Source organism: Rhizobium sp. NXC24 (assembly GCF_002944315.1).
Taxonomy (GTDB): domain Bacteria; phylum Pseudomonadota; class Alphaproteobacteria; order Rhizobiales; family Rhizobiaceae; genus Rhizobium.
The window spans coordinates 1,286,774-1,310,117 of sequence record NZ_CP024311.1 but is presented as its reverse complement, the minus strand read 5'-3'; the positions used below and the strand labels follow the sequence as shown (position 1 = coordinate 1,310,117).

Below are 23,344 nucleotides of genomic sequence, written 5' to 3'. Positions count from 1 at the left end.
GTGCAGACAAGGACCTTTGGGAAGGGGTTAGTTGATGTTCTCTGGAAAGACACCGATGCGCGCTGTGCTATTCGGCGCCGTAGCGTTGGTTATGGCTTCTTTTGCCGTGCCAAGCAGCGATGTTGCCTTCGCGGCAAGTGAGGTGAAGGTCGTCGTCAACAATACGGTGATCACATCAGGCGATGTCGCCAAGCGCATCAACTTCCTGAAATTGCAGCACGCGAAAGGCGACCTCAACAAGCTGGCGCAACAGCAGCTCGTCGATGAGACCCTAAAGCGCTCGGAAATCTCCCGCGTGCGCATGTCGGTATCGACGACGGACGTCGACAACGCATTTGCCCGCTTCGCCGCCAGCAACAAAATGTCGCCGCAGCAGCTTGGACAGATCCTGGACAAGATGGGCGTCACCGTCGACCATTTCAAATCCTATATCGCCATTTCCATGAGCTGGCCGCGCGTCGTCAATGCCCGCTTCGGCTCGAGCGGCGGCCGCATGTCGAATGATGCCCTCGTGACGCGCATGACGGAAAACAAGACAAAGCCGGTCACGACGGAATATTTCCTGAAGCAGATGGTCTTCGTCGTCCCGTCTGCCAAGCGCAACGCAATTCTCGGTAAACGCAAGGCCGAAGCGGAAGCCTCGCGTGCCAAGTTCCCCGGTTGCGACCAGGCGAAAGTCTTTGCCGCGACGATGCACGACGTTTCCGTCCAGGATCTTGGCCGCGTGCTTGCGCCCGATCTGCCGGAAGCCTGGAAGCCGCTGCTTGAGAAGGCAAAAGGCAACACGACCGATGCGATCGTGACCGATCGCGGTGTTGAATATGTTGCCATCTGCTCGCAGCGCCAGGTGAACGACGACATCGCCGCCGCGGCCGTTTTCCGCGCCGAAGATCTCGGCAAGGCGAATGCCCAGGGCGTCAGCGCCAACGACAAGAAGTATATGGATGAACTGCGCTCCAAGGCGCAGATCCTCTATCGCTGATCGTTCCTTCCGATGCCCTCCCGCCCTTCCCGCCCCCTTGCACTCACGCAAGGGGACCCAGCAGGTATCGGACCTGACATCACGCTCGCCGCCTGGCTTCGCCGCGGCGAGCTTGGTTTGTCTCCCTTCCTGTTTCTCGGCGACCCGAACGTTCTTTCGGCGCGAGCGCGCCAGTTGAACCTGACCGTGCCGCTTCAGGAAGCCGACGCATCGACGGCCTCCGGCGTCTTTGCCGATGCCTTGCCGGTGCTGCCGATTGCCGCCGGCATGGATGTGGTTGCAGGCGAACCGCATGTCGTTACGGCGAAAGCCACGATTGCGGCTATCGAGATGGCGGTCTCGCTCAGCATGAAGGGAGATACCTGCGCGGTCGTGACCAACCCAATCGCCAAGTCAGTCCTTTACGACGCCGGCTTCGGCTTTCCCGGCCATACCGAATTCCTCGCCGATCTTGCGACACGCGCGACAGGCAAGCCGGTAATGCCGGTAATGCTGCTCGCCGGACCGAAGCTGCGGGCGATTCCCGTCACCATCCATATTCCGCTGAAGGATGTGCCGCAGGCGCTGACCTCGGATTTGATTGTCGAGACCTGCCGGATCACCGACCACGACCTCAGGACTCGTTTCGGCATCGCAAAACCGCGACTGGCCGTTGCCGGCCTCAATCCGCATGCCGGCGAGAACGGCGCGATCGGCACGGAAGATGAGGCCATCATCCGTCCGGCGATCGAGGCACTGCGCAATGAAGGCATCGATGCCTTTGGCCCCCTCCCCGCCGACACGATGTTCCACGACGATGCGCGCCGTCACTACGATGTCGCCGTCTGCATGTATCACGATCAGGCTTTGATTCCGGCCAAGGCGCTCGGCTTCGACGATTCCGTCAATGTCACACTCGGCCTCCCCTTTGTCCGCACTTCGCCGGACCACGGCACCGCCTTCGGTATCGCCGGCAAGGGTATCGCCAAAGAGGACAGCCTCGTGGCGGCGCTCAAGCTGGCGAGCGAGCTCAGCCGCGCGACGGGAAGCAATCGCTGATGGCTGCACTCGACGGTCTGCCGCCGCTTCGCGACGTAATCCAGCGCCACGGCCTCGACGCGCGCAAGGCGCTCGGCCAAAACTTTCTGCTGGATCTTAATCTGACCCAAAAGGTTGCCCGCACCGCCGGATCGCTGGAGGGCGCCACCGTCTTCGAAGTCGGCCCAGGGCCAGGGGGGCTGACGCGCGCCATCCTTGCGCTTGGCGCCGCCAAGGTCATCGCCGTTGAGCGCGACGCGCGCTGCCTGCCGGCGCTCGCCGAGATCGCCGATCACTATCCCGGCCGGCTCGAGGTCATCGAAGGCGATGCGCTGAAGACGGATTTCGCGGCACTGGCGCCAGAGGGACCGGTCAAGATCATCGCCAACCTGCCCTATAATGTCGGGACGCAATTGCTGGTGAACTGGCTGCTGCCAGGCCATTGGCCGCCCTTCTGGCAGTCCCTGACGCTGATGTTCCAGAAAGAGGTCGGCCAGCGGATCGTTGCCGACGAGGATGACGATCATTACGGCCGCCTCGGCGTCCTCAGCGGCTGGCGCACCAATGCGCATATGGCCTTCGATGTGCCACCACAGGCCTTCACGCCGCCGCCGAAGGTGACCTCGACGGTCGTGCATCTGACGCCCAAGGAAAACCCGATCCCCTGCTCCGTCGACAATCTGGAAAAGGTGACGCAGGCCGCCTTTGGTCAGCGGCGCAAGATGCTGCGCCAAAGTCTGAAATCGCTTGGCGGCGAAGCACTGTTGCGGAAAGCCGACATCGACCCTCAGCGACGCGCCGAAACGCTGTCCGTCGAAGAGTTCTGCCGGTTGGCAAACTCGCTTTGATCGCGATTTACAGCTTCGGCGTTTCTTCCAGCAGACCACGAACGAAGTCGAACATGCCGTGGCGGCGGTCGCGGCGCAGGCGTTCGGCCTTGACGATCGACTGAACCGCGTCGAAAGCGGCGTTCAGATCATCGTTGATGATGACATAGTCATACTCGCGCCAATGGGCGATTTCGGCTCTGGAATTGGCAAGCCGCGTGGCAATCACCTCTTCGGAATCTTCGGCGCGGCGGTGCAGGCGCGATTGCAGCTCCGTCATGGTGGGCGGCAGCACGAAGATCGATACGACGTCGGCCGGCATTTTCTCCTGCAGTTGCTGCGCACCCTGCCAGTCGATATCGAAGAGCATATCGCGGCCCTCGGCCATCGCCGTCTCTACCGGCTCGCGCGGCGTGCCGTAGAAATTGCCGTGTACCTCCGCCCATTCGAGCAACGAGTCGGAATCGCGCAGCCGCTCAAATTCCCGCAACGAGACAAAATGATAATGAACGCCGGCAATCTCGCTCGGCCGCCGTTGCCGCGTCGTGACGCTGACGGAAAGACCGATCTGCTTATCGGTCTCCAGCAAGGTGCGCGCAATTGTCGATTTGCCCGCACCGGATGGCGAGGAAATGGCAAGCATCAGCCCCCGGCGCGCAATCGGAATGGATGTGGATATCGCCGGCTTCATGGCTTACTCCAAATTCTGGACCTGTTCGCGGAACTGGTCGATGACCACTTTCAACTCGATGCCGGCGGCGGTGACCGCTGCGGCATTCGACTTCGAACAGATAGTATTTGATTCCCGGTTAAATTCCTGTGCAAGGAAATCGAGTTTGCGTCCGACCGGTCCACCCTTGGCGATAAGGTCGCGAGCTGCCACCACATGCGCCTTCAGCCGGTCGATCTCCTCGCGCAGATCCGCTCTGGTGGCGATGAGAGCGGCCTCGGCATGCAGCCGGTCACGATCCAGGCCGGAGGTTCCGTCCAGAAGCATGGCAATCTGCGTCGCAAGCCTCGCGGCAATCTCCTGCGGCGAGCGGGACGGATCGCTCTCAACCGTTGTCGTCAGCGTCTCGATGGCGCCGACATGGCCGAGCAGGATTTGACCGAGCGCCTGCCCTTCCCGACGGCGCATATCGCTGAGATCGGCGAGCGCGGCTTCGAGACCCGCCATGATGTCGGCGTCGCGTGCGGCAAGCGCATCGTCGCTCTCTTCAGCTTCCTTGAACTCTACGATGCCGCGGATTGCGAGCAGCGTGTCCAGCCGCAGCGGCGCAGGATCGATGACGCCTGAGAGCTGACCGCGTAAGGCCAGCACTGTCGCCAGCGCGTCCTGATTGACGACCGCCTCGACGCGGCTTTCATCGACGGACAATGAAAGACCGACCTGCAGGTTGCCGCGCGCAAACCTGTCGGTGATGAGCTTGCGTATATCGGTTTCCAGCCGCTCCAGCCCTTGCGGCAGGCGCAGGCGGAAATCGAGACCCTTGCCATTGACCGATCGCAATTCCCATGCCCAACGAGAGCGCCCACTCGTTCCCTCACGCCGGGCGAAACCGGTCATGGACTGCAATACCATGCAAGCCTCCGATAATTCTTGTCCACAATCGCTCAACAATCATGGACCAATGCAAGGTGAGACTACGCCGTCCGTTCGATCGAAAGCACAGCGCAGCAGAGATCAGTTCGTCTTCTTTTTTTGCTGTGTGCCGGAAGGGGCCGTACCGGCTGCGGCTCCGCTATCGTCCGGCTGACCGTCAACGGCGATCGCGCTGGGATCCTCGCCCTTTTCGGCGACGAGCTTGCGCCAGCGCTTAACGTTGGCATTGTGATCTTCCAGCGTCGCGGCGAAGACGTGGCCGCCCGAGCCATCCGCAACGAAATAGAGGTCCTGCGTCTTCCATGGGTTGGCAACGGCATCGAGTGCGTCCTTGCCCGGATTGGCGATCGGCGTCGGCGGCAGGCCCTTGATCATGTAGGTATTGTAAGCCGTTTCTTTTTTGAGATCCGACTGGAAGATCGGGCGATCGGCCGGCTTGCCGTCGCCACCGAAGAGCCCATAGATCACCGTCGGGTCGGATTGCAGACGCATGCCCTTGCCGAGACGGTTGAGGAAGACCGACGCCACATGAGCGCGCTCATCCGCAAGCCCGGTTTCCTTTTCAACGATCGACGCCAGAGTGACCAGATCCTGTTTATTGGTCAGCGGCATCGACGGATCGCGCTTGTCCCATATCTGGTCGACGAGCTTTTCCTGCGCTGCCTTCATCTGATCGATGATTTCCGTACGCTTGGCGCCACGCGTGAATTTATAGGTATTAGGCTCCAGGCTACCCTCCGGCGGCAGCGCCGATGGCAGTTCGCCTTCCAGCACCGGATCGGCCTGCAGCTTGTTGAAGATCTGCCGCACGGTCAGGCCTTCCGGCAAGGTAACCGAATAGAGGATCGATTTGCCGGATTTCAACAGCTCCATGATGTCCTTCATGGAGGCGCCGGCCTTGATCTCATATTCGCCGGACCGCAGCGTCTCGCCATTGTGTAGATAGGTGGCCGTCAGGTAGCGGAAGATGCGGGCATCGGAGATGATGTTGTTGGCTTCGAGCCGGCCCGAAATCTCGGCAAGGCCCCAGCCGTTGCGCACGATGAAATTGGTGTTGGTCGCCAGCGGTCCGGGGCTCTGGTAGGCGGAGATGGCGTAATAGGTGCCGACGATCGCGAGAACGATCACGAAGACGACCAGCGTCATCAGAAAGTTCAGGAAAATCACCATCTGGCTGCGGGCTTTGCGGGAGCGCTTCGGCGGATCCGGAACACGCTCCGGACGCAGAGCTTCGTTGGCCGATTTCGGGATAATCGGCCCCTTCTGCCCGTTCGGAGTTCCGTTGTTCTGGTTCGTATCGCTCACCGGCAATCCCTTCATTTGTCATTGCCTGCTCTTTGACCAAGCAATGCGGCAAAAAACAGGTTCAGAAGATAAAGCGGAGCCTGGTGAAGATCCGCTTTCGACCGATTAGACATTGCTGCGGCGCATCCATGGGACACGCAAAAAAACACAACAACATTCAAGGATCGCGCATAGTTTTGCCGAAAAACGCTACAGCTTTCCGGAGTTATGCGCTGTTATTATGCCTCATAGCGACGCAGGACAAGTGATGCGTTCGTACCGCCGAATCCGAAGGAGTTCGACAGCGCGACATTGATGTCCCGCTTACGGGCCTTATGCGGCACGAGATCGATGGCCGTCTCCCGCTCCGGATTGTCGAGGTTCAGCGTCGGCGGCGCGATATTGTCGCGAATGGCAAGCGTCGAGAAGATCGCCTCGATCGCACCGGCCGCCCCCAGGAGATGGCCGGTCGCCGACTTGGTCGACGACATCGAAATCTTGGAAGCAGCATTGCCGACCAGCCGCTCGACAGCGCCGAGCTCGATCGTATCAGCCATGGTCGAGGTGCCATGGGCATTGATGTAGTCCACATCAGCCGGCGTCAAGCCGGCGCGCTTGAGGGCCGACGTCATGCAGCGGAACGCGCCCTCGCCATCCTCGGACGGGGCAGTAATGTGATGGGCGTCGCCGGAAAGGCCGTAGCCGACCACCTCGGCGTAAATCTTCGCGCCGCGTGCCTTGGCATGTTCCAGCTCTTCGAGAACAACGATGCCGGCGCCCTCGCCCATGACGAAGCCGTCACGGTCACGATCGTAAGGACGCGAAGCCTTCTGCGGATTGTCGTTATAATCGGTCGACAGAGCCTTGCAGGCGGCAAAGCCGGCGAGCGAGATGCGGCAAACCGGAGCTTCGGCGCCGCCGGCGACCATGACGTCGGCATCGCCGAGCATGATCAGACGGGCCGCATCGCCGATCGCATGCGCGCCGGTGGAGCAAGCCGTGACGACGGCATGGTTCGGGCCGCGCAGCTTGTGGCGGATCGAGACCTGGCCGGAAACGAGATTGATGAGACGGCCCGGAATGAAGAAGGGCGAGATGCGGCGCGGACCCTTGTCGCGTAGCGTATATCCTGCCTCGACAATGCCCTCCAGGCCGCCGATGCCGGAGCCGATCATGACGCCTGTTGCGATCTGGTCTTCATCGGAGGTCGGATGCCAGTCGGCATCGTTCAGCGCCATATCGGCCGCTGCCATGCCATAGATGATGAAAGGATCGACCTTTCGCTGTTCCTTCGGCTCCATCCAGTCGTCGGCATTGAAAGTGCCGTCGCTGCCATCACCGACCGGAACGCGGCAAGCGATCTTTGCGGCGAGATCTTCGACCTCGAATTCCGTGACAAGACGCGCGCCGTTGTGCCCAGCAATCAAACGCGACCAGGACACCTCAGTGCCACAGCCCAAAGGTGATACCATGCCGGTACCCGTGATAACGACACGTCTCATCGCCCGCAGACCCCCGTCTTTTTATCATGCCATGCGTATGAATATGATCCGTCCGACCTCGCCGGACGAAATAGGGCGGACTCAGAGAGCCCGCCCGTGACAAAGCGCAAAAGATTAGGCCTGGGCCTTTTCAATGAACTTTACCGCATCGCCGACCGTCAGGATCGAGTCGGCAGCGTCATCAGGAATTTCAACGCCGAATTCTTCTTCGAAGGCCATGACCAGTTCGACCGTGTCGAGCGAGTCCGCGCCCAGGTCGTCGATGAAGCTTGCGCTTTCAACAACCTTGTCGGCGTCGACGCCAAGATGATCAATAACAATTTTCTTTACGCGTTCTGCGATATCGCTCATGTCGGTTTCCTCGACCTTATTTATGTCCTGATCAGAATGCCGTGTGACATCCCTACCCTGTTCAAGCCTGCAGCACCTGCATGGCGCCGCTGGCAAACCCGTTCAACCCGGCCTTCACATCCGGTCCCGGCCGCCGTACACGCGGCCCGGTCCATCTGCATTTTCGGGACGACTGATCACAGTCATGGCCCGCTTAACACGGTTTAAGTCTGTCGCAAAGCCAGAAAATCGCCGCTTCCAGGTTGCTCAACATGCTATTGGAGGGGAAAGCTCCCCCCAACAGACTTTTCCTTTTTCAGATCATTGCCATGCCACCGTTGACGTGGATCGTCTGACCGGTGACGTAGCTGGCTTCGGAGGAAGCGAGATAGGCGACGGCGGATGCGACTTCTGCACCGCTGCCCATGCGCTTCATGGGAATGGCGCCCATGATCGCCTCTTTCTGCTTGTCGTTCAGCTTGCCGGTCATGGCGCTCTCGATGAAACCGGGAGCGACGCAGTTGACCGTGACGTTGCGCGTTGCGATCTCCTGTGCCAGCGACTTGGTGAAGCCGATCATGCCGGCTTTGGAGGCGCAGTAGTTGGCTTGGCCGGGATTGCCGGTGACGCCGACTACGGAGGTGATGTTGATGATGCGGCCATAGCGGCGGCGCATCATCGGATGCGTCAGCTCGCGCGTCAGGCGGAAGACGGCCGTCAGGTTCACTTCCAGTACGGCGTCCCAGTCCTCGTCGCTCATGCGCACGAACAGGCCGTCCTTGGTGATGCCGGCATTGTTGACGAGGATGTCGACGCCACCGAGTTCTTCTTCAGCCTTGGCGCCGAGCGCCTTTACCTCGTCGCGATCGGAAAGGTTGGCCGGAAAGATCTTGACGCGGTCGCCAAGTTCGGCAGCCAGTGCCTCGAGCTTCTCGACGCGCGTGCCGTGCAGGCCGACGATAGCGCCCTGCTTATGCAGCAGCCTTGCGATTTCTTCGCCGATACCACCGGAAGAACCGGTTACAAGGGCCTTGCGGCCGGTCAAATCGAGCATGTGGTGTCCCTCGTTCGTTAATTTATGTATCAGCCAAGCAGGCCTGCGAGAGCTGCGTCGATGTCGGCCGCCGTGTTGACGGCGATGCCGTTCACCGATTTGTCGATGCGCCGGGCAAGACCCGTCAGCACCTTGCCAGCGCCGATTTCATACAATGTTGTCACATTGTTGGCGGCGAACCATTCCACCGTCTCGCGCCAGCGCACTTGCCCCGTAACCTGCGCAACCAGCAGATCGGCGATCTCGCCGGCGTCCTGCACCGGGGCGGCGCGGACATTGGCAACGACGGGCACGACGGGATCGGATTTTGCCACTTCCGCCAAAGCGGCGCGCATCGCCTCGGCGGCGGGCGCCATCAACGACGAATGGAAGGGTGCGGATACCGGCAGCAGAATGGCGCGCTTGGCGCCCTTTTCAGCCGCAAGCTCGGCAGCCTTTTCGACGGGAGCCTTCTCACCGGAGATAACGATCTGACCGCCGCCATTGTCATTGGCGATCTGACAGGCGCCGATGGCCGAAGCTTCCGTGCAAACCGCGACGACATCGGCATGTTCCAGGCCGATGATCGCCGCCATGGCGCCGACGCCGACCGGAACCGCAGCCTGCATGGCATTGCCGCGGATGCGCAGCAGCCGCGCCGTATCGGCAAGCGAGAAAGTGCCGGCGGCACAAAGCGCCGAATATTCGCCAAGCGAATGACCGGCAACATAAGCAACCTTGCTCTTCAGATCGAGGCCGCGCGCCTGCAGAACGCGCATGACAGCGATCGACACAGCCATCAGCGCCGGCTGCGCATTCGCCGTCAGCGTCAGCCTATCATCCGGGCCGTTGAAGATGATGTCGGAAAGCTTTTCACCGAGCGCTTCATCGACTTCCTCGAAGACGGCGCGCGCTTCGGCGAAATTATCAGCAAGATCCTTGCCCATGCCGACGGTCTGGCTACCCTGGCCGGGAAATGTGAAAGCAACAGTCATTATATCGGGCTTCCTTAGGGGTCGTTTCGCTTCCCAATGACATTGTTTGCGGTGGAGTCAATAGCGCAGCCCCTGCAGTCACTGCCTTTTGCGTTTGCGAGGAGTTTCTATTTTCTTCTTGCGCTTGCTCATTTCCCACCTAGATTTACGCGATCTTTCCCCAGACTTTTTCCGCAAGCATCAAGGTTTTCCCATGAACTATAAGAATTTAGGCCGCACCGATATTTCGGTTTCGCAGATTTGCCTGGGCACGATGACCTGGGGCACACAGAACAGCGAGGCAGAGGCGCACGAGCAGATGGACTATGCCCTTCACAAGGGCGTCAATTTCTTCGACACGGCTGAGATGTATCCGACGACGCCGGTCGGCGCGGAGACCCAAGGCCGCACCGAGGAATATATCGGCACGTGGTTCGAAAAGACCGGCAAGCGCAGGGATATCGTTCTTGCCACCAAGGTCGCCGGCCCTGGCCGCGACTATCTGCGCGGCGGCCAGGGCGCCGATGCCGCCAATATCCGCGCGGCCATCGACAGCAGCCTGAAGCGGCTGAAAACCGATTATATCGATCTCTATCAGGTGCATTGGCCGAACCGCGGCCATTTCCACTTCCGCCAGAACTGGCGCTACAACCCCTTCACCCAGGATCGCGAAAAGGTTGTCGGTAACATTACAGATATCCTGGAAACGATGGGCGAATTGGTGAAGGCCGGCAAGATCCGCGCCATCGGCCTCTCCAACGAGACGACCTGGGGCATCCAGAAATATCTGACGATCGCAGAGCAGAAGAGCCTGCCGCGCATTGCCACCACGCAGAACGAATACAATCTGCTTTACCGCCACTTCGACCTCGACCTCGCCGAGTTGTCGCACCATGAAGATGTCGGCCTGCTCGCCTATTCGCCGCTCGCCGGCGGCATTCTCAGCGGCAAATATGTCGGCGGCGCACGCCCGGCCGGTTCGCGCGGCTCGATCAATACCGACATCGGCGGCCGTCTGCAGCCGTTGCAGGAGCCGCCGGTCAAGGCCTATCTGGAGATCGCCGCCAAATATCATCTCGATCCGGCCAAGCTGGCGCTCGCCTACTGCCTGACCAAGCCCTTCATGACCTCCGTCATCATCGGCGCGACCTCGATGGCCCAGCTCGAAACCGACATTGCCTCAGCCTATGTGACGCTGCCCGAAGAGGCGATTGCCGAGATCGAAAAAGTACACCGGCAGTATCCGATGCCGATGTGATCAGTGGAAGCGCCTTGCCGCGGTGGCAAGGCGCAACCTGGCAATCGGCACAATGACGGCCAAACAAGCCGCGAAAGTATGACCCCTGACGTAATTGAGGCGCGTCATACCCACGCGTAATTTTGGGACATCTCCACAAGAGATAGGCACCGAACCGGTGCCGCTAAGAGACCATACCTCAAGCGCCGGCGGCTTCGCTCCGGCAGCTCCGGTCTCTTCGTGCCCCAAGCAAATACGTCAGGAGACATACTATGAATAAGATGATTTTCACGAAGCGCGAAACACCGGACTGGCTGTTGGCCTTCTGGAGGGAAATTGACGACAAGACCTTCGGCTCCGGCTTCGACTGCTTCGCAGAAGACGCCACCGCCAATTTGGGTATTGCCGAATGGAAGGGCCGCGAGATTATCCGCGAAAGTCTGCGCGCTTTCATCGACACCGGATTTACCGCCCTTCATGATGTGACCGAATATTGGGACGGCGGGTTCCTCAAGGTCTTCCGCGGCTTCGTCACGATGACCCCGGACGATCCGAACCATCCTGTCGTCAGGCCCGTCATGACGCACTTCTTCTACATGGACGAGGCTGATCACACTAAGGTGCGCCACTGGTTCGGTTCCGTCGGGCCGGTGCAATTCTGATCTTGCCGAACCAGGCATAAGATGCCGCAGGCATAGCCCACAAAGAGGCCCTCCATGACGAACAGCAACACAGCGATATCGGTCTCGAAACAGCTTGGACCGTTGCTGCGCCACTGGCGGGAGGTGCGCGGCAAGAGCCAGCTCGACCTTTCGATGGAGACGGGCGTTTCGCAGCGTCACATCAGCTTCGTTGAAAGCGGCCGCAGCGTTCCCAGCCGCCAGAGGCTGCTGACCGTTGCCGAGGCACTCGATGTGCCATTCCGTGAACGCAACACGCTGCTGCTCGCCGCAGGCTACGCGCCGATCTATTCGGACGATTCCTGGGACGCACCGGAAATGCAACCCGTCGCGGATGCTCTGCGGCGGATGTTGCGTCAGCATGAACCTTTCCCCGCGGTTGTCATGGACCGCTATTGGAACGTTCTGCTGTCCAATACCGCCGTGCCCCGCTTCTTCAATTGCTTCGTCGATATGGCGGCGCGCAAATCGCCACGCAACCTGCTGCATCTGATGTTCGATCCTGTCGGGATGCGCCCCTTCATTCGCGACTGGCCGGAGACATCGAGAAGCTTGCTGGCGCGCGTCCATCGGGAGTCCATCGGTCGGGTGGTCGACGATAAGACCCGGGAGCTGCTGAAAGCGCTGCTTGCCTATCCGGATGTCGATGTCGACTGGAAAGCACTCACCGCGCCCAGCAGCACACCCGTCATTCCTCTGGTCTTTGTGAAGGACGGCAAGAACCTTGGCTTCTTCTCACTGATAACGACAGTCGGCACTCCGATGACCATTGCATCGCAGGAACTGAGGCTCGAATGCATGTTCCCGACGGATCAGCAGACCGAACGGCTTTACGCCGAAATGATGGAGGATGCGCCGATGCCGATATTTCCCGCGGATCATTATTAGAATTGCCCAGGATAGTGTCGCTTTCCGCCCGTTGCGAACATTGAAGATCGAGCGCACAGCGCGGCAACACCATCGAAGACAACGCTCTTGTTGAGGGCGAGCCTGCCCCAAAATGCTGTCGCGTAAGGACGTTCCGCGATAGGATGCGCCTGTCCATTCTCCGCCTCCGGTGAGGCAGGCCATGCAACCCAAGGAGAGACCGATGCCAGAGCCCCTTGTCGTCCGCCAAGAAAAGCGCATCCCGGCGCCACCAGCCGCGGTGTTCGCCCTCCTGACCGATCCGGAGAAGATATTGCGCTGGATGGGAACGGAGGCACAGGTCGAGCCTCAGCCCGAGGGGCTCTATCTCATCAACGTCACCGGCGCTCGCTTCGCTCGCGGTTCCTTTCGCGAGGTGGTACCAGTACACCGCCTGGCCTATAGCTTCGGCTGGGATGGCAGCGAGGTGGTTCCACCGGGATCGAGCCTGGTCGAAATCGACCTGATCGAGCAGCCGGACGGAACGCTGCTGCGCCTGACCCACACCGGCCTGCCCAATGCCGAACAATGCGCCGGTCACGCTGAAGGCTGGGCTCACTATCTCGGACGGCTGGCCGAAGCTGCAGCCGGGCGTGACCCGGGTCCGGACCCCATGGCTGGCAGGAAATGACCGCTTTCCGTTCCCGAACTCACTAGTCCCGAGCGGCAGTTTCGTGGACCAGCATCACACGCAGGAGCACCACCGCAACGGCGGATGACAGCCTGCGGCTGCCGTGGCATGATCGACAGATGGATCTGCCCACCCCTCTTGCCTGGCTGGTTGATGAGGCCGATGCCTCTCCCGGCCCTGAACGGTTTCTGGCCGAGCTCGGCGGCCGGCTGTTGGCTGACGGGCTGCCGCTTGCCGGAGGAGCCCTGACGCTCGCCGTGCCGCATCCGATCATCGCCCGGCGCATCTGGCTATGGCGGGCGGAAACCGGGGCCGTGATCGAGGCGTTGGGCTTCGCAGGAGGTCCATCCAGCCAAGCCGGACACGAGTGGCTGGCCGGGCTTGGCCCCGTGCATGAAGATACGGTCGGTACGGCTGCGGATAGTCCGGTGCTCGGCTGGGCCGGGCTCCGGCCATTCGATCCTGCCGAGGCTGACCGTCTGCGGCAAGCCGCGCGCTTCGCCGCAGCACCCTTGAGCGCCCTCGCCGCGCGGGCGGCGCTGGCAGCGCTGCTCGAGGCCTATCTCGGCCGGCGCAGCGCTGCGCGGGTACAGGCCGGCGCGCTGCAGCGCGGCACCGGCGAAACCATCCGGGCCGCTTTGCTCTGCGCCGATCTGCGCGATTTCACCGCTTTGTCCGAGGCGACGGAACCAGCGGCGATGATTGCTTCTCTCGACGCCTGGTTCGACCGCGTTGCAGGAGCGGTGCACGCCTTCGGAGGCGAGGTGCTGAAATTCATCGGCGACGGCGCGCTGGCAATTTTCCCGGTCACCGGCACGCCAGGCGATGCCTGCGAGGCGGCGCTGCGCGCAGTCGTCGCCGCTCGCGCCGGCATGGCTCATCTCGATGCCGTGCGGCAAGCGCAAGGGCTGCCGCCGCTGCCCTTTGGTGCCGCATTGCATTTCGGCGAGATGCTCTGGGGCAATATCGGCGCGGCCGACCGGCTGGATTTCACCGCCATAGGCCCGGCGGTAAACCTGGTGAGCCGGCTCGAAGGCCTGTGCAAGCCTCTTGGCCGCAGTGTACTCGTCTCGGGCGCGGTTGCGGCAGAGACGAAAACCGACTTGATCCCCTTGGGCGAATATTCCTTGCGGGGCATCGCCGACCCCTGCGCCGTCTTCACCTTGCCGGACGATTGAAGCCGCCTACCTCGGCCTGGGCAAGGGCGTCCGCTGTCGGACGGCGCAATTTCGCCCCTTGCCTTTCCCGCAAAAATCCGTATAAGCCGCCCTGTTCGCAACCCGGTCTTCTGGCTGGTGGCTGAACGGAGGGCCGGTTTTCTTCGCTGAAAATCGTTCGGAACGGAAGTGTTCCAGCCTCCCGTGTCTCCGCTCTCGACCGTCTCGGAAACGCTTTTCTTGCTTGGGGTCTTCCCTCTCAGGAGCAGTCGTTGAGGCTTAGCCGCCGAATATCGGGTTCAGACCAACGCAAGAAAGGCAAAGCTATCCATGGCTCTTTACGAACATGTATTCCTTGCCCGGCAGGATATTTCCGCTCAGCAGGTCGACGCCCTCGTAGAACAGTACAAGGGTGTTATCGAAGCTAACGGCGGTAAAGTCGGGCGTATCGAAAACTGGGGCCTCAAGTCCCTCACCTACCGCATCAAGAAGAACCGCAAGGCTCACTACGCCCTGATGGACATCGATGCACCGGCCGCTGCGATCCAGGAAATGGAACGCCAGATGCGCATCAGCGAAGACGTCCTGCGCTACATGACGATCGCTGTCGAGAAGCACGAAGAAGGCCCGTCGGCCATGATGCAGAAGCGCGACCGTGACGACCGTCCGCGCCGCGATGGTGACCGTCCGGAGCGCAGCTTCGGCGATCGTGGTCCGCGCCCGGATCGTGGTGACCGCGAAGACCGTCCGCGCCGTCCGCGCGAAGACCGCGTTTAAGGAGATTTGAGAATGTCTGAAGTTTCCTCCGCACCGGTCCGTCGTCCGTTCCATCGCCGCCGCAAGACCTGCCCGTTCTCGGGCGCCAATGCGCCGCGCATCGACTACAAGGACGTCCGTCTCCTGCAGCGCTACATTTCCGAGCGTGGCAAGATCGTTCCGTCCCGCATCACGGCCGTTTCCCAGAAGAAGCAGCGCGAACTCGCCCAGGCGATCAAGCGCGCCCGTTTCCTCGGCCTGCTGCCCTACGTCGTCGCTTAATCGCGCCGGCGCTGCACGAATGAATTGAGGGAAGGCAGCGATGCCTTCCCTTCTCCCTTTCGCGATGGGCGCGGATCGGAACCTTAAAACCCCATGTTGGGGACGGCTTTCAGACCGGAGTGTCGGAAGCATCCTCTAACTGCTCGATGCGAAGCAGGACAGCGACGTGCAACAGATGAACCCGAAAGTGCTGGCCATCGGCGCCCTCGCCGGTCTTACCGCCGCCCTACTTGTGTATGGCGCGACGGCTCAGCCATTGCTGTTCATTCTCTTCGGCGCTCTTTCCGCGCTCCCGATCCTGATTGTCGGTCTTGGCTGGGGTAACGCGGCCGTCATCACCGCCGTTGTGGTGGCGAGTGTCATCGGCGCCATCTGGCAGTCGGTATATTTCGGCATATTTACGCTCGTCATGACGCTGATACCGGCCTGGCTCAGCCATCTCGCCAATTTGGCGCGTCCGGCTTCCGAACTCGGCGGCCCAGACCACCTGATGGCTTGGTATCCGCTCTCCGACATCATGCTGCATCTCTGCGGCCTCACGGCGGCGACCGTCGTCATCGTCGGCGCGATCATGGGCTACAATGCCGATCTGGTCGGCCAGGTTGTCGACGCCTATGTCGGCGCGGTGAACCAACAGTCCCCCGATCTTCAGCTCGATCCGATTGCGATCGCAAAGATGAAGTCGCTGATGCTTTACACGATCCCGATCGCGTGGGGCATGATCTGGGTCATGATGCTACTTGCCGCCTATTATGTGGCGATCCGCATCGTTGCAGCTTCAAAGCATAATCTGCGCCCGCGGGAGGATATCCCCTCATCATTGCGCATGAATCGCAACGCGATCTTTGTCTTTCTCGTAGCGATCGTCGCGATATTCTTCGGCGGCGTGATTGGCCTGATCGCCGCCGCCATCCTCGGTGCTTTCGGTGCTGGCTTCCTCATTTCCGGCTTCTCATCGTTGCATTTTCGCACGCGCGGCAAGGACTGGCGCATACCCGTGCTCTTCCTCTGCTATCTGGCGTCATTCCTGCTGACGCTACCGCTCTTCATCATCCTTGTTCTCGGCCTCTACGATACTCGCAAGGCGATATCGCTGACCCCGAACAAGAATGCCGATACATCCAAACCAACAAACACGAAAATCTGACATCAGAAAGGAACAACAAAATGGAAGTCATTCTCCTCGAGCGCATCTCCAAGCTCGGCCAGATGGGCGAAGTGGTCAAGGTTCGCGACGGCTTTGCCCGTAACTACCTGCTGCCGCTCGGCAAGGCGCTGCGCGCCAACCCCGCCAATAAGGCTCGCTTCGAAGCCGAACGCGCAACCCTGGAAGCCCGCAACTTGGAGCGCCGCAGCGAAGCCCAGAAGGTTGCCGACGTTCTCGGCGGCAAGTCCTTCATCGTAGTTCGCTCGGCTGGCGAAACCGGCCAGCTGTACGGTTCGGTCGCCGCTCGTGACGTCGTTGAAATCCTGGCCGCCGAAGGCTTCAACATCGGTCGCAACCAGGTTCACCTGAACACGCCGATCAAGGCTATCGGTCTGCACAATGTTGCCATCGCGCTTCACGCCGAAGTCGAAATCACCGTCGAGTTCAACGTTGCCCGTTCCGCTGAAGAAGCCGAGCGTCAGGCCAAGGGCGAAACCCTCACCTCCGCTGATGCCATCTACGGCGTCGACGAAGATGCCCTGCGTCCGGAAGACTTCTTCGATCCGGAAGCTGACGGCAACGCCGAAGACGAAGCTTGATTCAAGCCGTCGCATCGACTGCGAACATGAGAAAGCCTGGGTCTCGCGACCCAGGCTTTTTATTTGACCACAAGGCTTAGCGACGCATCTGCCGTCTCAATTCGCCGCAGTATCCTGCAACGGTGCCGAATCCTTGTCGACGGAGACGACCACCGACATGCCGGGCGCAAGATCTTGCGCTTCCTGCTGATTTTCGTCGATCTTGACCCGTACGCCGACGCGCTGCGCCACTTTGGTGAAATTGCCCGTGGCATTGTCGGGTCTGATAACGGCGAATTCCGAGCCCGCCGCCGGCGAGAAGCGCTGGATATGACCCTTGAGCTCGCGGTGACCGAGCGCGTCGACGGAGATCGTCACGGGCTGGCCGACCTTCATGCCGTCGAGCTGCGTTTCCTTGAAATTGGCGATGACCCAGACGTCCTTGGGCACCAGACCCATGAGCTGGGTTCCGGGCGTCACATATTGGCCAAGGCGGACCCCGACTTCGCCGATACGGCCATCGCGCGGCGCGGTGATCGTTGCATTTTCCAGATCGATATCGGCAAGCTGCACGGCCGCTTCCGCGCCGCTGACGCCGGCCTCCAGCGAGGCCCGGTTGACGATGATCGTCGTCAGGTTTTGCTGCGATACGTCGAGGCCGGCCTTCGCCTGATTGACCGCAGCCTTTGCCTGTTCCAACGTCGCCTGCGCCTGCTCGGAATCGCTGGTGGTCGACACGCCCTTGGCGACCAGGGTCGCCACACGATCCCAGGCAAGCTGGGCGCGCTTCAGCGCAGCGTTGGCGCTGTCGATCTGCGCTTCGCTAGAGGCGATGCCGGCACGGGCCGCCTGTTCCTGCTGTCGCGAATTGGCAAGTGCTGCCTTTTGACCGTCCAGCGTCGCCCGCGCCTGCGCCACCTTCTGCTGATAGATGCGATCGTCGATCTTGGTCAGCACGTCGCCTTGCTTAACGAGCTTATAGTCCCTGACCGGCACGTCGGTAATGTAGCCGCTGACCTGCGGGCTGATGGTCGTGACATAGCCTCTGACATAGGCATCGTCCGTCGTCTCGACGGAACTTTGGAAAGGCGGCAGGTGCCAGGCATAAAGCACGAGCATGACACCGCCGACACCTGAGAGGACGGCGATAACTTCGATGGGGGAGCGAACGAGCTTCGACATGGAGCTATTTCATATCCTCACGGGTTGGAAGCCATGGTCTGCGGCCGATCGTCGACGAGCCGCGCCTTGATGAAACGGTAGAATACATGCAGCGAAAGTCCAGCAAGCGACACGACCGCGATGACACCGGCAACGAAGAAGGCATCGCTATAGGCGAGCGTATTGGCCTCGCGGGTGACCTGTGCGCCAAGTAGCGCCAACCCCTCGCCCTTCAAAAGCGCGCTGTCGCCAATCACCCTGCCGTAAGATGAAGAGAGCTGGCCGACACGGTGAGCAACATCGGGGTTGGTCAGCAGCACATGTTCCGTCAGGACGGCGGAATGGAATTTTTCACGGATGGTGATCAGCGTGCCGTAGAAGGCAGAGCCGATCAGGCCGCCGATGCTTTGGGTGAAGGTGAAGACGACGAAGAAGGTCACCAGATAGGGGGCGCCCTTGGAAAAGGCGGCCTTGAACCCCTGGGACATGGACGGCGGCAGGAAAAGAGCGGCGCCGGCCGCCACCAGCGCCTGGCTGAGATACATCTGTTCCGGCCGGGTCAGCGTGGTGACCTGCGAATCCATGAAGGAACCCGCCCCCATCATGACGAGGGCGACAAACTGGATCTGCCAACTCAGGCCATAGCTCATCAGTACCGTGCAGATGAGGCCGCCGATGACCGAAAAAGCCAAGATGATCCAATAGAGCATCGCAAGCTGATCGTAGAGCAGGCCGACGGCATTCTGATAGAAGGTCATGATGACCGAGGTCTGTTCGGCGGCGATCATGCGGAAGACCAGGAGAATGCCGGTCAGGTGCAATATCTCCGGACAGAGTAGCCAGCGGACATCGATCAGAGGCGTTGGCCGACGCAATTCGATGACGATGGCGAGCGTCAATGTGGCGATGCTGACGGCCAGCAACACGCCGAGCCAAGGCACTTCCAGCCACCAATAAAGCCGCCCGACGGAAAGAACGATGGCCAGTGAGCCAAAGGCGACCGCAACCAGCAGATAACTGATGATGTCCCCAAAGACGATCACTTTCATCCGCGGCGGCGGCGTCAGCGGCAGCAGATAGATGATCGGCATCACCAGCAGCGCCAGTGCCATTTCCAGCGTGTAGAGCCCGCGCCATTCGCCGTAATCGAGGAGCGACGGCGAGACGAGACGAGTGATGGGTGCTGCCAGAAGCGTATTCGTCATCGCCAGGCTGACGCCGATCGTCAGCTTCTTGGCCGGTTCGAAAGCCTCCAGCATATAGAGAAAGCCGAGCGTCGAGAGCGGCGCGCCGGCAATGCCGCTCAGGAAGCGGACGACAATGGCCGAATGCAGGTCGGAGACGAAGAGATTGAGCAGCGAGGCGACGACGAAGCCGAGAATGCTGACCTCGGCGAAATTGCGCACGCCGTATTGCAGACGGATCTTCACCAACGCGATGGCAAGGCTGACATTCGGCGCCATATAGGCCGCCGACAGCCACGCGGATTCGGTGGTCGTGGCGGCGATGGTGCCCTGGATCTGCGTGAGATTGGCGAAGGCGAGATTGAGACCGAGGCCCTGCGTCAGGAAGAACATGACGGAAGCGCCGATATAAAGCGGCACCTTCCAGCGCGGCACGGGCGGTGGGGCAGCAGGCGCGGCGGTGTTGGCTTCCGCATTGATCGGGCCTGGGTCACCGCTCATACACTACCTCATGACTTACCCACATTCTGCAGATTGGCGGTCATGGCGCGGATGACCTTGAGGGCCATGCCGACATCATCGTCCGAAATCCCCTGAAGGATATCCGCACGTACGCTGGTGGCAAGAGCCTCAACTTCGGCCGCCACCACTTTTCCGGATTCGGTCATGAATATCTGCTTGGCGCGGCGGTCCGACTGCACCGCACGGCGCTCGATGAAGCTCTGCGCCTCCATGGCGTCGAGGATACGCACCAAGGTTGGAGTCTCAAGCTCCAGCTCATCGGCGAGTTCGCGCTGATTGATGCCATCGCGCTTGGAAAGCTTATGGAAAACCCGGGCGCGGGCCAATGTCATCCCGTGCTCGCGCACCAGGCTGTCGAACGCCGCCCTCAGCTTTCGATTGAAAGCAGAAAGCTCGTCGAATAGTTCTCGGCGTGATGGCGCACCAGACATTATTGCTACTTTATACTATTAGTATCCTACCCTATTTCAACGAAATAGCGGGGTTCTCACAGCTTTTCAAGCACGATTGCCGCCTGCCGGATGTCAGCCGGGACAGATCGGGCTAAAATCACCCATGGACGTTTTTGTATGTGATTCGCGTGTCGGACATTGCGTTGCAAAGCGGCGACAACGGGTTTTTTTAATGCGGAGCGTTTGTCCCTGTGGATGAGTGGAACAACGTGAATAGCTCAGTCGAACCAGTTTCCTGCGACACACCCTTGCCCTTCCGCAATTGACCATGACGCCGGATCGTCGCAAACCAGTCAGCACTCAAGAATACGAAGAGACGGAAAATGAACGAAGCCGCGCGCAAGATCGCTGCCATTGCTCCTGCCGAACCGCATTACCGCGAAGCGCCCAACAATATCGAGGCGGAACAGGCCCTGCTCGGCGCTATCCTCGTCAACAATGACGCCTATTACCGTGTCTCCGACTTCCTGAAACCCATTCATCTCTACGAGCCGCTGCACCGGAAGATCTTCGAGGTGGCGGGCGACATCATTCGCATGGGCAAGACCGCCAATCCGGTGACGATCAAGACCTTCCTTCCGGCCGAAGAGAAGGTCGGCGACATGACGGTGGCGCAATATCTCGCCCGTCTCGCGACCGAAGCCGTCTCGATCATCAATGCCGAGGACTATGGCCGCGCCATCTACGATCTGGCGCTGCGCCGCGCGCTGATCACTATCGGCGAGGATATGGTCAACATCGCCTTTGACGCCCCGCTCGATATGCCACCGCAGACGCAGATCGAGGATACGGAGCGCCGGCTGTTCGAACTTGCGGAAAACGGCCGCTACGACGGCGGCTTCCAGGCCTTCAACGATGCCGTTGCGCTGGCGATCGACATGGCGGCCGTCGCCAAGGAGCGCGACGGGGGTCTATCCGGCATTTCCACCGGCATTCACTCGCTCGACAGCAAGATGGGCGGCCTGCAGCGTTCGGACTTGATCATCCTCGCCGGCCGTCCCGGCATGGGCAAGACCTCGCTCGCCACCAATATCGCCTATAACATTGCCGCCGCCTATGAAGGCGAGGTACAGCCCGATGGCTCCACCAAGGCGAAGAACGGCGGCGTCGTTGGCTTCTATTCGCTGGAAATGTCGTCCGAACAGCTCGCCACCCGTATCATTTCCGAGCAGACGGAAGTCTCCTCATCGAAGATCCGTCGCGGCGACATCAACGATGCCGATTTCGAAAAGCTGGTTGCCTGCTCGATGATGATGCAGAAGGTGCCGCTCTATATCGACCAGACCGGCGGCATCTCCATTGCTCAGCTTTCCGCGCGTGCACGGCGCCTGAAGCGCCAGCGCGGCCTCGACGTTCTGGTGGTGGACTACGTTCAGCTCATGACCGGCTCCGGCAAATCGAATGAGAACCGCGTCCAGGAAATCACCCAGATCACCACCGGCCTGAAGGCGCTCGGCAAGGAGCTGAACGTTCCGATCATCGCGCTCTCCCAGCTCTCGCGTGCCGTCGAAAGCCGTGACGATAAGCGTCCGCAGCTCTCGGACCTGCGCGAATCCGGTTCGATCGAGCAGGACGCCGACGTGGTGCTCTTCGTGTTCCGTGAGGAATATTACGTCAAGAACTCCGAACCGCGCGATCCGGCCGACCCGAAATATGCGGAATGGGAAGCCCTGTTCGACAAGGTGAAAGGTACGGCCGACGTCATCATCGCCAAGCAGCGTCACGGGCCGACCGGCACTGTGAAACTCGCCTTCCAGTCGGAGTTCACGCGCTTCGCCGACCTCGCGGACTCGTCCTTCCTGCAATATGAAGAGCACTGATGAAGGCTGCCTGCGGCGCATATGTGCACTGCAGCACTTTCTCTTTCCATCGATGATCACTATTCTGGCCGGAGCAGCATCCCTCCGTCCCTTTTTTAGGCGGCTCCATGACAGATAATTTCGAAGACATTGACGCTTTCGCCTCCGCCGGCCTTCGGCTGACGGTCGATTTGGGCGCCCTCGTCGAGAACTGGCGTGACATGGCCCGCCGTTCCGGCAGGGCCCGCACCGGTGCCGCGGTGAAGGCCGACGCTTATGGTCTGGGGATCGAAGATGTCGGCGAGGCACTTTATCTCGCCGGCGCCCGTGATTTCTTCGTCGCCACCGCCGAGGAAGGCGCCACACTCCGGCTCTACGCCCCGGATGCCCGGATTTTCGTGCTCAGCGGTATCTGGCCGGGGACAGAGCGGCAGTTTTTCGAAAACGATCTAGTGCCCGTCATTGCTTCCGAAGAGCAATTGACCTTCTGGATGTCGGTGCTGGCCGACCATGGCGATCACCCTTGCGCGCTGCAGGTCGATACCGGCTTCAACCGGCTGGGACTGCAGGTAGAGGATGCGATCGCGCTCGCCAACGACGTCTCTCGCCCGGCGAGTTTTGCGCCTGTTCTGGTGATGAGCCACCTCGCCTGCGGCGACGACCCGGCACACGCGATGAACAGGCAGCAGCTCGAAGCGTTCCGCAAGGTCAGCGCCGCCTTCGAAGGCATCGAGGCGAGCCTCGCCAATTCCGCCGGTATCTTCCTCGGCTCCGAATATCATTTCGACCTTACCCGTCCCGGCATTGCCATCTATGGCGGCCAGGCGGTCGGCAATATGGCCAATCCGATGCGACCGGTCGCCACAGCAGAGGCGAGAATCATCCAGACCCGCTCCGCCAAAGCCGGCGAGACCGTCAGCTACGGCGGGGCGTTGAAGCTGACGCGCGACAGCCGCCTCGCCATTGTTTCGGCCGGCTATGCAGATGGTTACATGCGCAGCCAGTCGAACAACGGCGTGCCGCTGCGCCAGACCGGAATTGCCGGCGGCCAGGGCTTCATCGCCAGCTACAAGGTGCCTGTTGCCGGTCGCATCACCATGGATCTGACAATCTTCGACGTGACCGACGTCCCCGAAAAACTGGTCCGCGCCGGTGACTATATCGAGCTCTTCGGCAAGAATATCCCCGTTGACGACGCTGCCCGCGCGGCCGGGACGATCAGCTACGAGATGCTGACCGGCCTGGGATTGCGACATGAGCGGCGCTACATCTTTGACGAGGCCGACGAGTAGGAGCGCAT

General features: G+C 60.8%; 24 protein-coding genes. 14 read left to right on the top strand and 10 right to left on the bottom strand.

All coding sequences use genetic code 11. The annotated features are described in order from the left end of the window. Positions 1–91: 91 nt before the first annotated feature. From NXC24_RS06530 to rsmA, 3 genes are read left to right on the top strand one after another with little or no spacing between them, the layout of a single operon-like run. Positions 92–982 carry a peptidylprolyl isomerase gene (locus NXC24_RS06530; protein WP_245463971.1) on the top strand — a complete coding sequence of 297 codons (891 nt, stop codon included), beginning with the start codon at positions 92–94 and terminating at the stop codon, positions 980–982. A gap of 12 nt (positions 983–994) precedes the next feature. Next, the gene (gene pdxA, locus NXC24_RS06525) at positions 995–2,020 is read left to right on the top strand and encodes a 4-hydroxythreonine-4-phosphate dehydrogenase PdxA (RefSeq protein WP_104822565.1); all 1,026 of its coding nucleotides are present in this window, start codon (positions 995–997) and stop codon (positions 2,018–2,020) included. Continuing rightward, a complete protein-coding gene (rsmA, locus tag NXC24_RS06520; RefSeq protein ID WP_104822564.1) occupies positions 2,020–2,847 on the top strand; it encodes a 16S rRNA (adenine(1518)-N(6)/adenine(1519)-N(6))-dimethyltransferase RsmA in 828 nt (275 codons plus the stop codon). The genes pdxA and rsmA overlap by 1 nt, the downstream gene beginning before the upstream one ends. A gap of 7 nt (positions 2,848–2,854) precedes the next feature. Here rsmA and gmk read toward each other — a convergent pair whose 3' ends face one another. The 7 genes from gmk to fabD all read right to left on the bottom strand — a co-directional run bounded on the left by gmk (position 2,855) and on the right by fabD (position 9,573). After that, a complete protein-coding gene (gmk, locus tag NXC24_RS06515) occupies positions 2,855–3,517 on the bottom strand; it encodes a guanylate kinase (protein WP_104822563.1) in 663 nt (220 codons plus the stop codon). A 3-nt stretch (positions 3,518–3,520) separates the two neighbouring features. Beyond that, positions 3,521–4,408: a YicC/YloC family endoribonuclease gene (locus NXC24_RS06510; protein ID WP_104822562.1), complete on the bottom strand. Its 888-nt coding sequence runs from the start codon at positions 4,406–4,408 to the stop codon at positions 3,521–3,523. Between the two features lie 102 nt (positions 4,409–4,510). Further along, positions 4,511–5,749: an endolytic transglycosylase MltG gene (mltG, locus tag NXC24_RS06505; protein WP_199773533.1), complete on the bottom strand. Its 1,239-nt coding sequence runs from the start codon at positions 5,747–5,749 to the stop codon at positions 4,511–4,513. Between the two features lie 203 nt (positions 5,750–5,952). After that, complete coding sequence (fabF, locus tag NXC24_RS06500) at positions 5,953–7,215, bottom strand: beta-ketoacyl-ACP synthase II (RefSeq protein ID WP_104822561.1); 1,263 nt, start codon at positions 7,213–7,215, stop codon at positions 5,953–5,955. Positions 7,216–7,329: 114 nt separating this feature from the next. Then, the gene (locus tag NXC24_RS06495) at positions 7,330–7,566 is read right to left on the bottom strand and encodes an acyl carrier protein (protein WP_003547058.1); all 237 of its coding nucleotides are present in this window, start codon (positions 7,564–7,566) and stop codon (positions 7,330–7,332) included. 295 nt (positions 7,567–7,861) lie between these two features. Next, a complete protein-coding gene (fabG, locus tag NXC24_RS06490) occupies positions 7,862–8,599 on the bottom strand; it encodes a 3-oxoacyl-[acyl-carrier-protein] reductase (RefSeq protein WP_104822560.1) in 738 nt (245 codons plus the stop codon). Between the two features lie 29 nt (positions 8,600–8,628). Next, positions 8,629–9,573, bottom strand: a complete 945-nt coding sequence (fabD, locus tag NXC24_RS06485; RefSeq protein ID WP_104822559.1) for an ACP S-malonyltransferase — start codon at positions 9,571–9,573, stop codon at positions 8,629–8,631. 193 nt (positions 9,574–9,766) lie between these two features. On the opposite strand from fabD, the gene NXC24_RS06480 reads away from it, so the two are divergent. From NXC24_RS06480 to rplI, 9 genes are all read left to right on the top strand, one after another. Beyond that, positions 9,767–10,810 (top strand): aldo/keto reductase, encoded by a 1,044-nt coding sequence (locus tag NXC24_RS06480; protein ID WP_104822558.1) that lies wholly within the window; start codon positions 9,767–9,769, stop codon positions 10,808–10,810. A 251-nt stretch (positions 10,811–11,061) separates the two neighbouring features. Continuing rightward, positions 11,062–11,451 (top strand): hypothetical protein, encoded by a 390-nt coding sequence (locus tag NXC24_RS06475; RefSeq protein WP_104822557.1) that lies wholly within the window; start codon positions 11,062–11,064, stop codon positions 11,449–11,451. A gap of 54 nt (positions 11,452–11,505) precedes the next feature. Further along, complete coding sequence (locus tag NXC24_RS06470; RefSeq protein ID WP_104822556.1) at positions 11,506–12,357, top strand: helix-turn-helix transcriptional regulator; 852 nt, start codon at positions 11,506–11,508, stop codon at positions 12,355–12,357. 202 nt (positions 12,358–12,559) lie between these two features. Further along, entirely contained in the window at positions 12,560–13,006 is a 447-nt protein-coding gene (locus NXC24_RS06465) for an SRPBCC domain-containing protein (protein ID WP_104822555.1), read from the top strand. 119 nt (positions 13,007–13,125) lie between these two features. Continuing rightward, positions 13,126–14,184 carry an adenylate/guanylate cyclase domain-containing protein gene (locus NXC24_RS06460; protein ID WP_104822554.1) on the top strand — a complete coding sequence of 353 codons (1,059 nt, stop codon included), beginning with the start codon at positions 13,126–13,128 and terminating at the stop codon, positions 14,182–14,184. Between the two features lie 309 nt (positions 14,185–14,493). Further along, complete coding sequence (gene rpsF, locus NXC24_RS06455; protein ID WP_028753379.1) at positions 14,494–14,940, top strand: 30S ribosomal protein S6; 447 nt, start codon at positions 14,494–14,496, stop codon at positions 14,938–14,940. Positions 14,941–14,952: 12 nt separating this feature from the next. After that, the gene (gene rpsR, locus NXC24_RS06450; protein ID WP_004122103.1) at positions 14,953–15,201 is read left to right on the top strand and encodes a 30S ribosomal protein S18; all 249 of its coding nucleotides are present in this window, start codon (positions 14,953–14,955) and stop codon (positions 15,199–15,201) included. A gap of 166 nt (positions 15,202–15,367) precedes the next feature. Next, positions 15,368–16,348: a DUF2232 domain-containing protein gene (locus NXC24_RS06445; protein WP_104822553.1), complete on the top strand. Its 981-nt coding sequence runs from the start codon at positions 15,368–15,370 to the stop codon at positions 16,346–16,348. 20 nt (positions 16,349–16,368) lie between these two features. After that, entirely contained in the window at positions 16,369–16,947 is a 579-nt protein-coding gene (gene rplI, locus NXC24_RS06440; RefSeq protein WP_104822552.1) for a 50S ribosomal protein L9, read from the top strand. A 96-nt stretch (positions 16,948–17,043) separates the two neighbouring features. On the opposite strand, the gene NXC24_RS06435 is transcribed toward rplI, so the two are convergent. The 3 genes from NXC24_RS06435 to NXC24_RS06425 are packed head-to-tail and all read right to left on the bottom strand — an operon-like array spanning position 17,044 to position 20,224. Beyond that, positions 17,044–18,108 (bottom strand): HlyD family secretion protein, encoded by a 1,065-nt coding sequence (locus NXC24_RS06435; protein WP_104822551.1) that lies wholly within the window; start codon positions 18,106–18,108, stop codon positions 17,044–17,046. Between the two features lie 17 nt (positions 18,109–18,125). Further along, the gene (locus NXC24_RS06430; RefSeq protein ID WP_104822550.1) at positions 18,126–19,772 is read right to left on the bottom strand and encodes an MFS transporter; all 1,647 of its coding nucleotides are present in this window, start codon (positions 19,770–19,772) and stop codon (positions 18,126–18,128) included. A gap of 8 nt (positions 19,773–19,780) precedes the next feature. Next, positions 19,781–20,224 (bottom strand): MarR family transcriptional regulator, encoded by a 444-nt coding sequence (locus NXC24_RS06425; protein ID WP_104822549.1) that lies wholly within the window; start codon positions 20,222–20,224, stop codon positions 19,781–19,783. 344 nt (positions 20,225–20,568) lie between these two features. Between NXC24_RS06425 and NXC24_RS06420 the strand changes: the two genes are divergently transcribed. Beyond that, on the top strand, positions 20,569–22,065 hold the full coding sequence (locus tag NXC24_RS06420; protein WP_104822548.1) for a replicative DNA helicase: 1,497 nt from the start codon (positions 20,569–20,571) through the stop codon (positions 22,063–22,065). Between the two features lie 107 nt (positions 22,066–22,172). Then, a complete protein-coding gene (gene alr / locus NXC24_RS06415) occupies positions 22,173–23,336 on the top strand; it encodes an alanine racemase (protein ID WP_104822547.1) in 1,164 nt (387 codons plus the stop codon). Positions 23,337–23,344 lie beyond the last annotated feature (8 nt).

Bases quoted from the DNA above. Each gene is read 5' to 3' on its own strand.
- NXC24_RS06530 (WP_245463971.1), top strand. From the start codon at position 92: ATGGCTTCTTTTGCCGTGCCAAGCAGCGATGTTGCCTTCGCGGCAAGT.
- pdxA (WP_104822565.1), top strand. From the start codon at position 995: ATGCCCTCCCGCCCTTCCCGCCCCCTTGCACTCACGCAAGGGGACCCA.
- rsmA (WP_104822564.1), top strand. From the start codon at position 2,020: ATGGCTGCACTCGACGGTCTGCCGCCGCTTCGCGACGTAATCCAGCGC.
- gmk (WP_104822563.1), bottom strand. From the start codon at position 3,517: ATGAAGCCGGCGATATCCACATCCATTCCGATTGCGCGCCGGGGGCTG.
- NXC24_RS06510 (WP_104822562.1), bottom strand. From the start codon at position 4,408: ATGGTATTGCAGTCCATGACCGGTTTCGCCCGGCGTGAGGGAACGAGT.
- mltG (WP_199773533.1), bottom strand. From the start codon at position 5,749: ATGAAGGGATTGCCGGTGAGCGATACGAACCAGAACAACGGAACTCCG.
- fabF (WP_104822561.1), bottom strand. From the start codon at position 7,215: ATGAGACGTGTCGTTATCACGGGTACCGGCATGGTATCACCTTTGGGC.
- NXC24_RS06495 (WP_003547058.1), bottom strand. From the start codon at position 7,566: ATGAGCGATATCGCAGAACGCGTAAAGAAAATTGTTATTGATCATCTT.
- fabG (WP_104822560.1), bottom strand. From the start codon at position 8,599: ATGCTCGATTTGACCGGCCGCAAGGCCCTTGTAACCGGTTCTTCCGGT.
- fabD (WP_104822559.1), bottom strand. From the start codon at position 9,573: ATGACTGTTGCTTTCACATTTCCCGGCCAGGGTAGCCAGACCGTCGGC.
- NXC24_RS06480 (WP_104822558.1), top strand. From the start codon at position 9,767: ATGAACTATAAGAATTTAGGCCGCACCGATATTTCGGTTTCGCAGATT.
- NXC24_RS06475 (WP_104822557.1), top strand. From the start codon at position 11,062: ATGAATAAGATGATTTTCACGAAGCGCGAAACACCGGACTGGCTGTTG.
- NXC24_RS06470 (WP_104822556.1), top strand. From the start codon at position 11,506: ATGACGAACAGCAACACAGCGATATCGGTCTCGAAACAGCTTGGACCG.
- NXC24_RS06465 (WP_104822555.1), top strand. From the start codon at position 12,560: ATGCCAGAGCCCCTTGTCGTCCGCCAAGAAAAGCGCATCCCGGCGCCA.
- NXC24_RS06460 (WP_104822554.1), top strand. From the start codon at position 13,126: ATGGATCTGCCCACCCCTCTTGCCTGGCTGGTTGATGAGGCCGATGCC.
- rpsF (WP_028753379.1), top strand. From the start codon at position 14,494: ATGGCTCTTTACGAACATGTATTCCTTGCCCGGCAGGATATTTCCGCT.
- rpsR (WP_004122103.1), top strand. From the start codon at position 14,953: ATGTCTGAAGTTTCCTCCGCACCGGTCCGTCGTCCGTTCCATCGCCGC.
- rplI (WP_104822552.1), top strand. From the start codon at position 16,369: ATGGAAGTCATTCTCCTCGAGCGCATCTCCAAGCTCGGCCAGATGGGC.
- NXC24_RS06435 (WP_104822551.1), bottom strand. From the start codon at position 18,108: ATGTCGAAGCTCGTTCGCTCCCCCATCGAAGTTATCGCCGTCCTCTCA.
- NXC24_RS06430 (WP_104822550.1), bottom strand. From the start codon at position 19,772: ATGAGCGGTGACCCAGGCCCGATCAATGCGGAAGCCAACACCGCCGCG.
- NXC24_RS06425 (WP_104822549.1), bottom strand. From the start codon at position 20,224: ATGTCTGGTGCGCCATCACGCCGAGAACTATTCGACGAGCTTTCTGCT.
- NXC24_RS06420 (WP_104822548.1), top strand. From the start codon at position 20,569: ATGAACGAAGCCGCGCGCAAGATCGCTGCCATTGCTCCTGCCGAACCG.
- alr (WP_104822547.1), top strand. From the start codon at position 22,173: ATGACAGATAATTTCGAAGACATTGACGCTTTCGCCTCCGCCGGCCTT.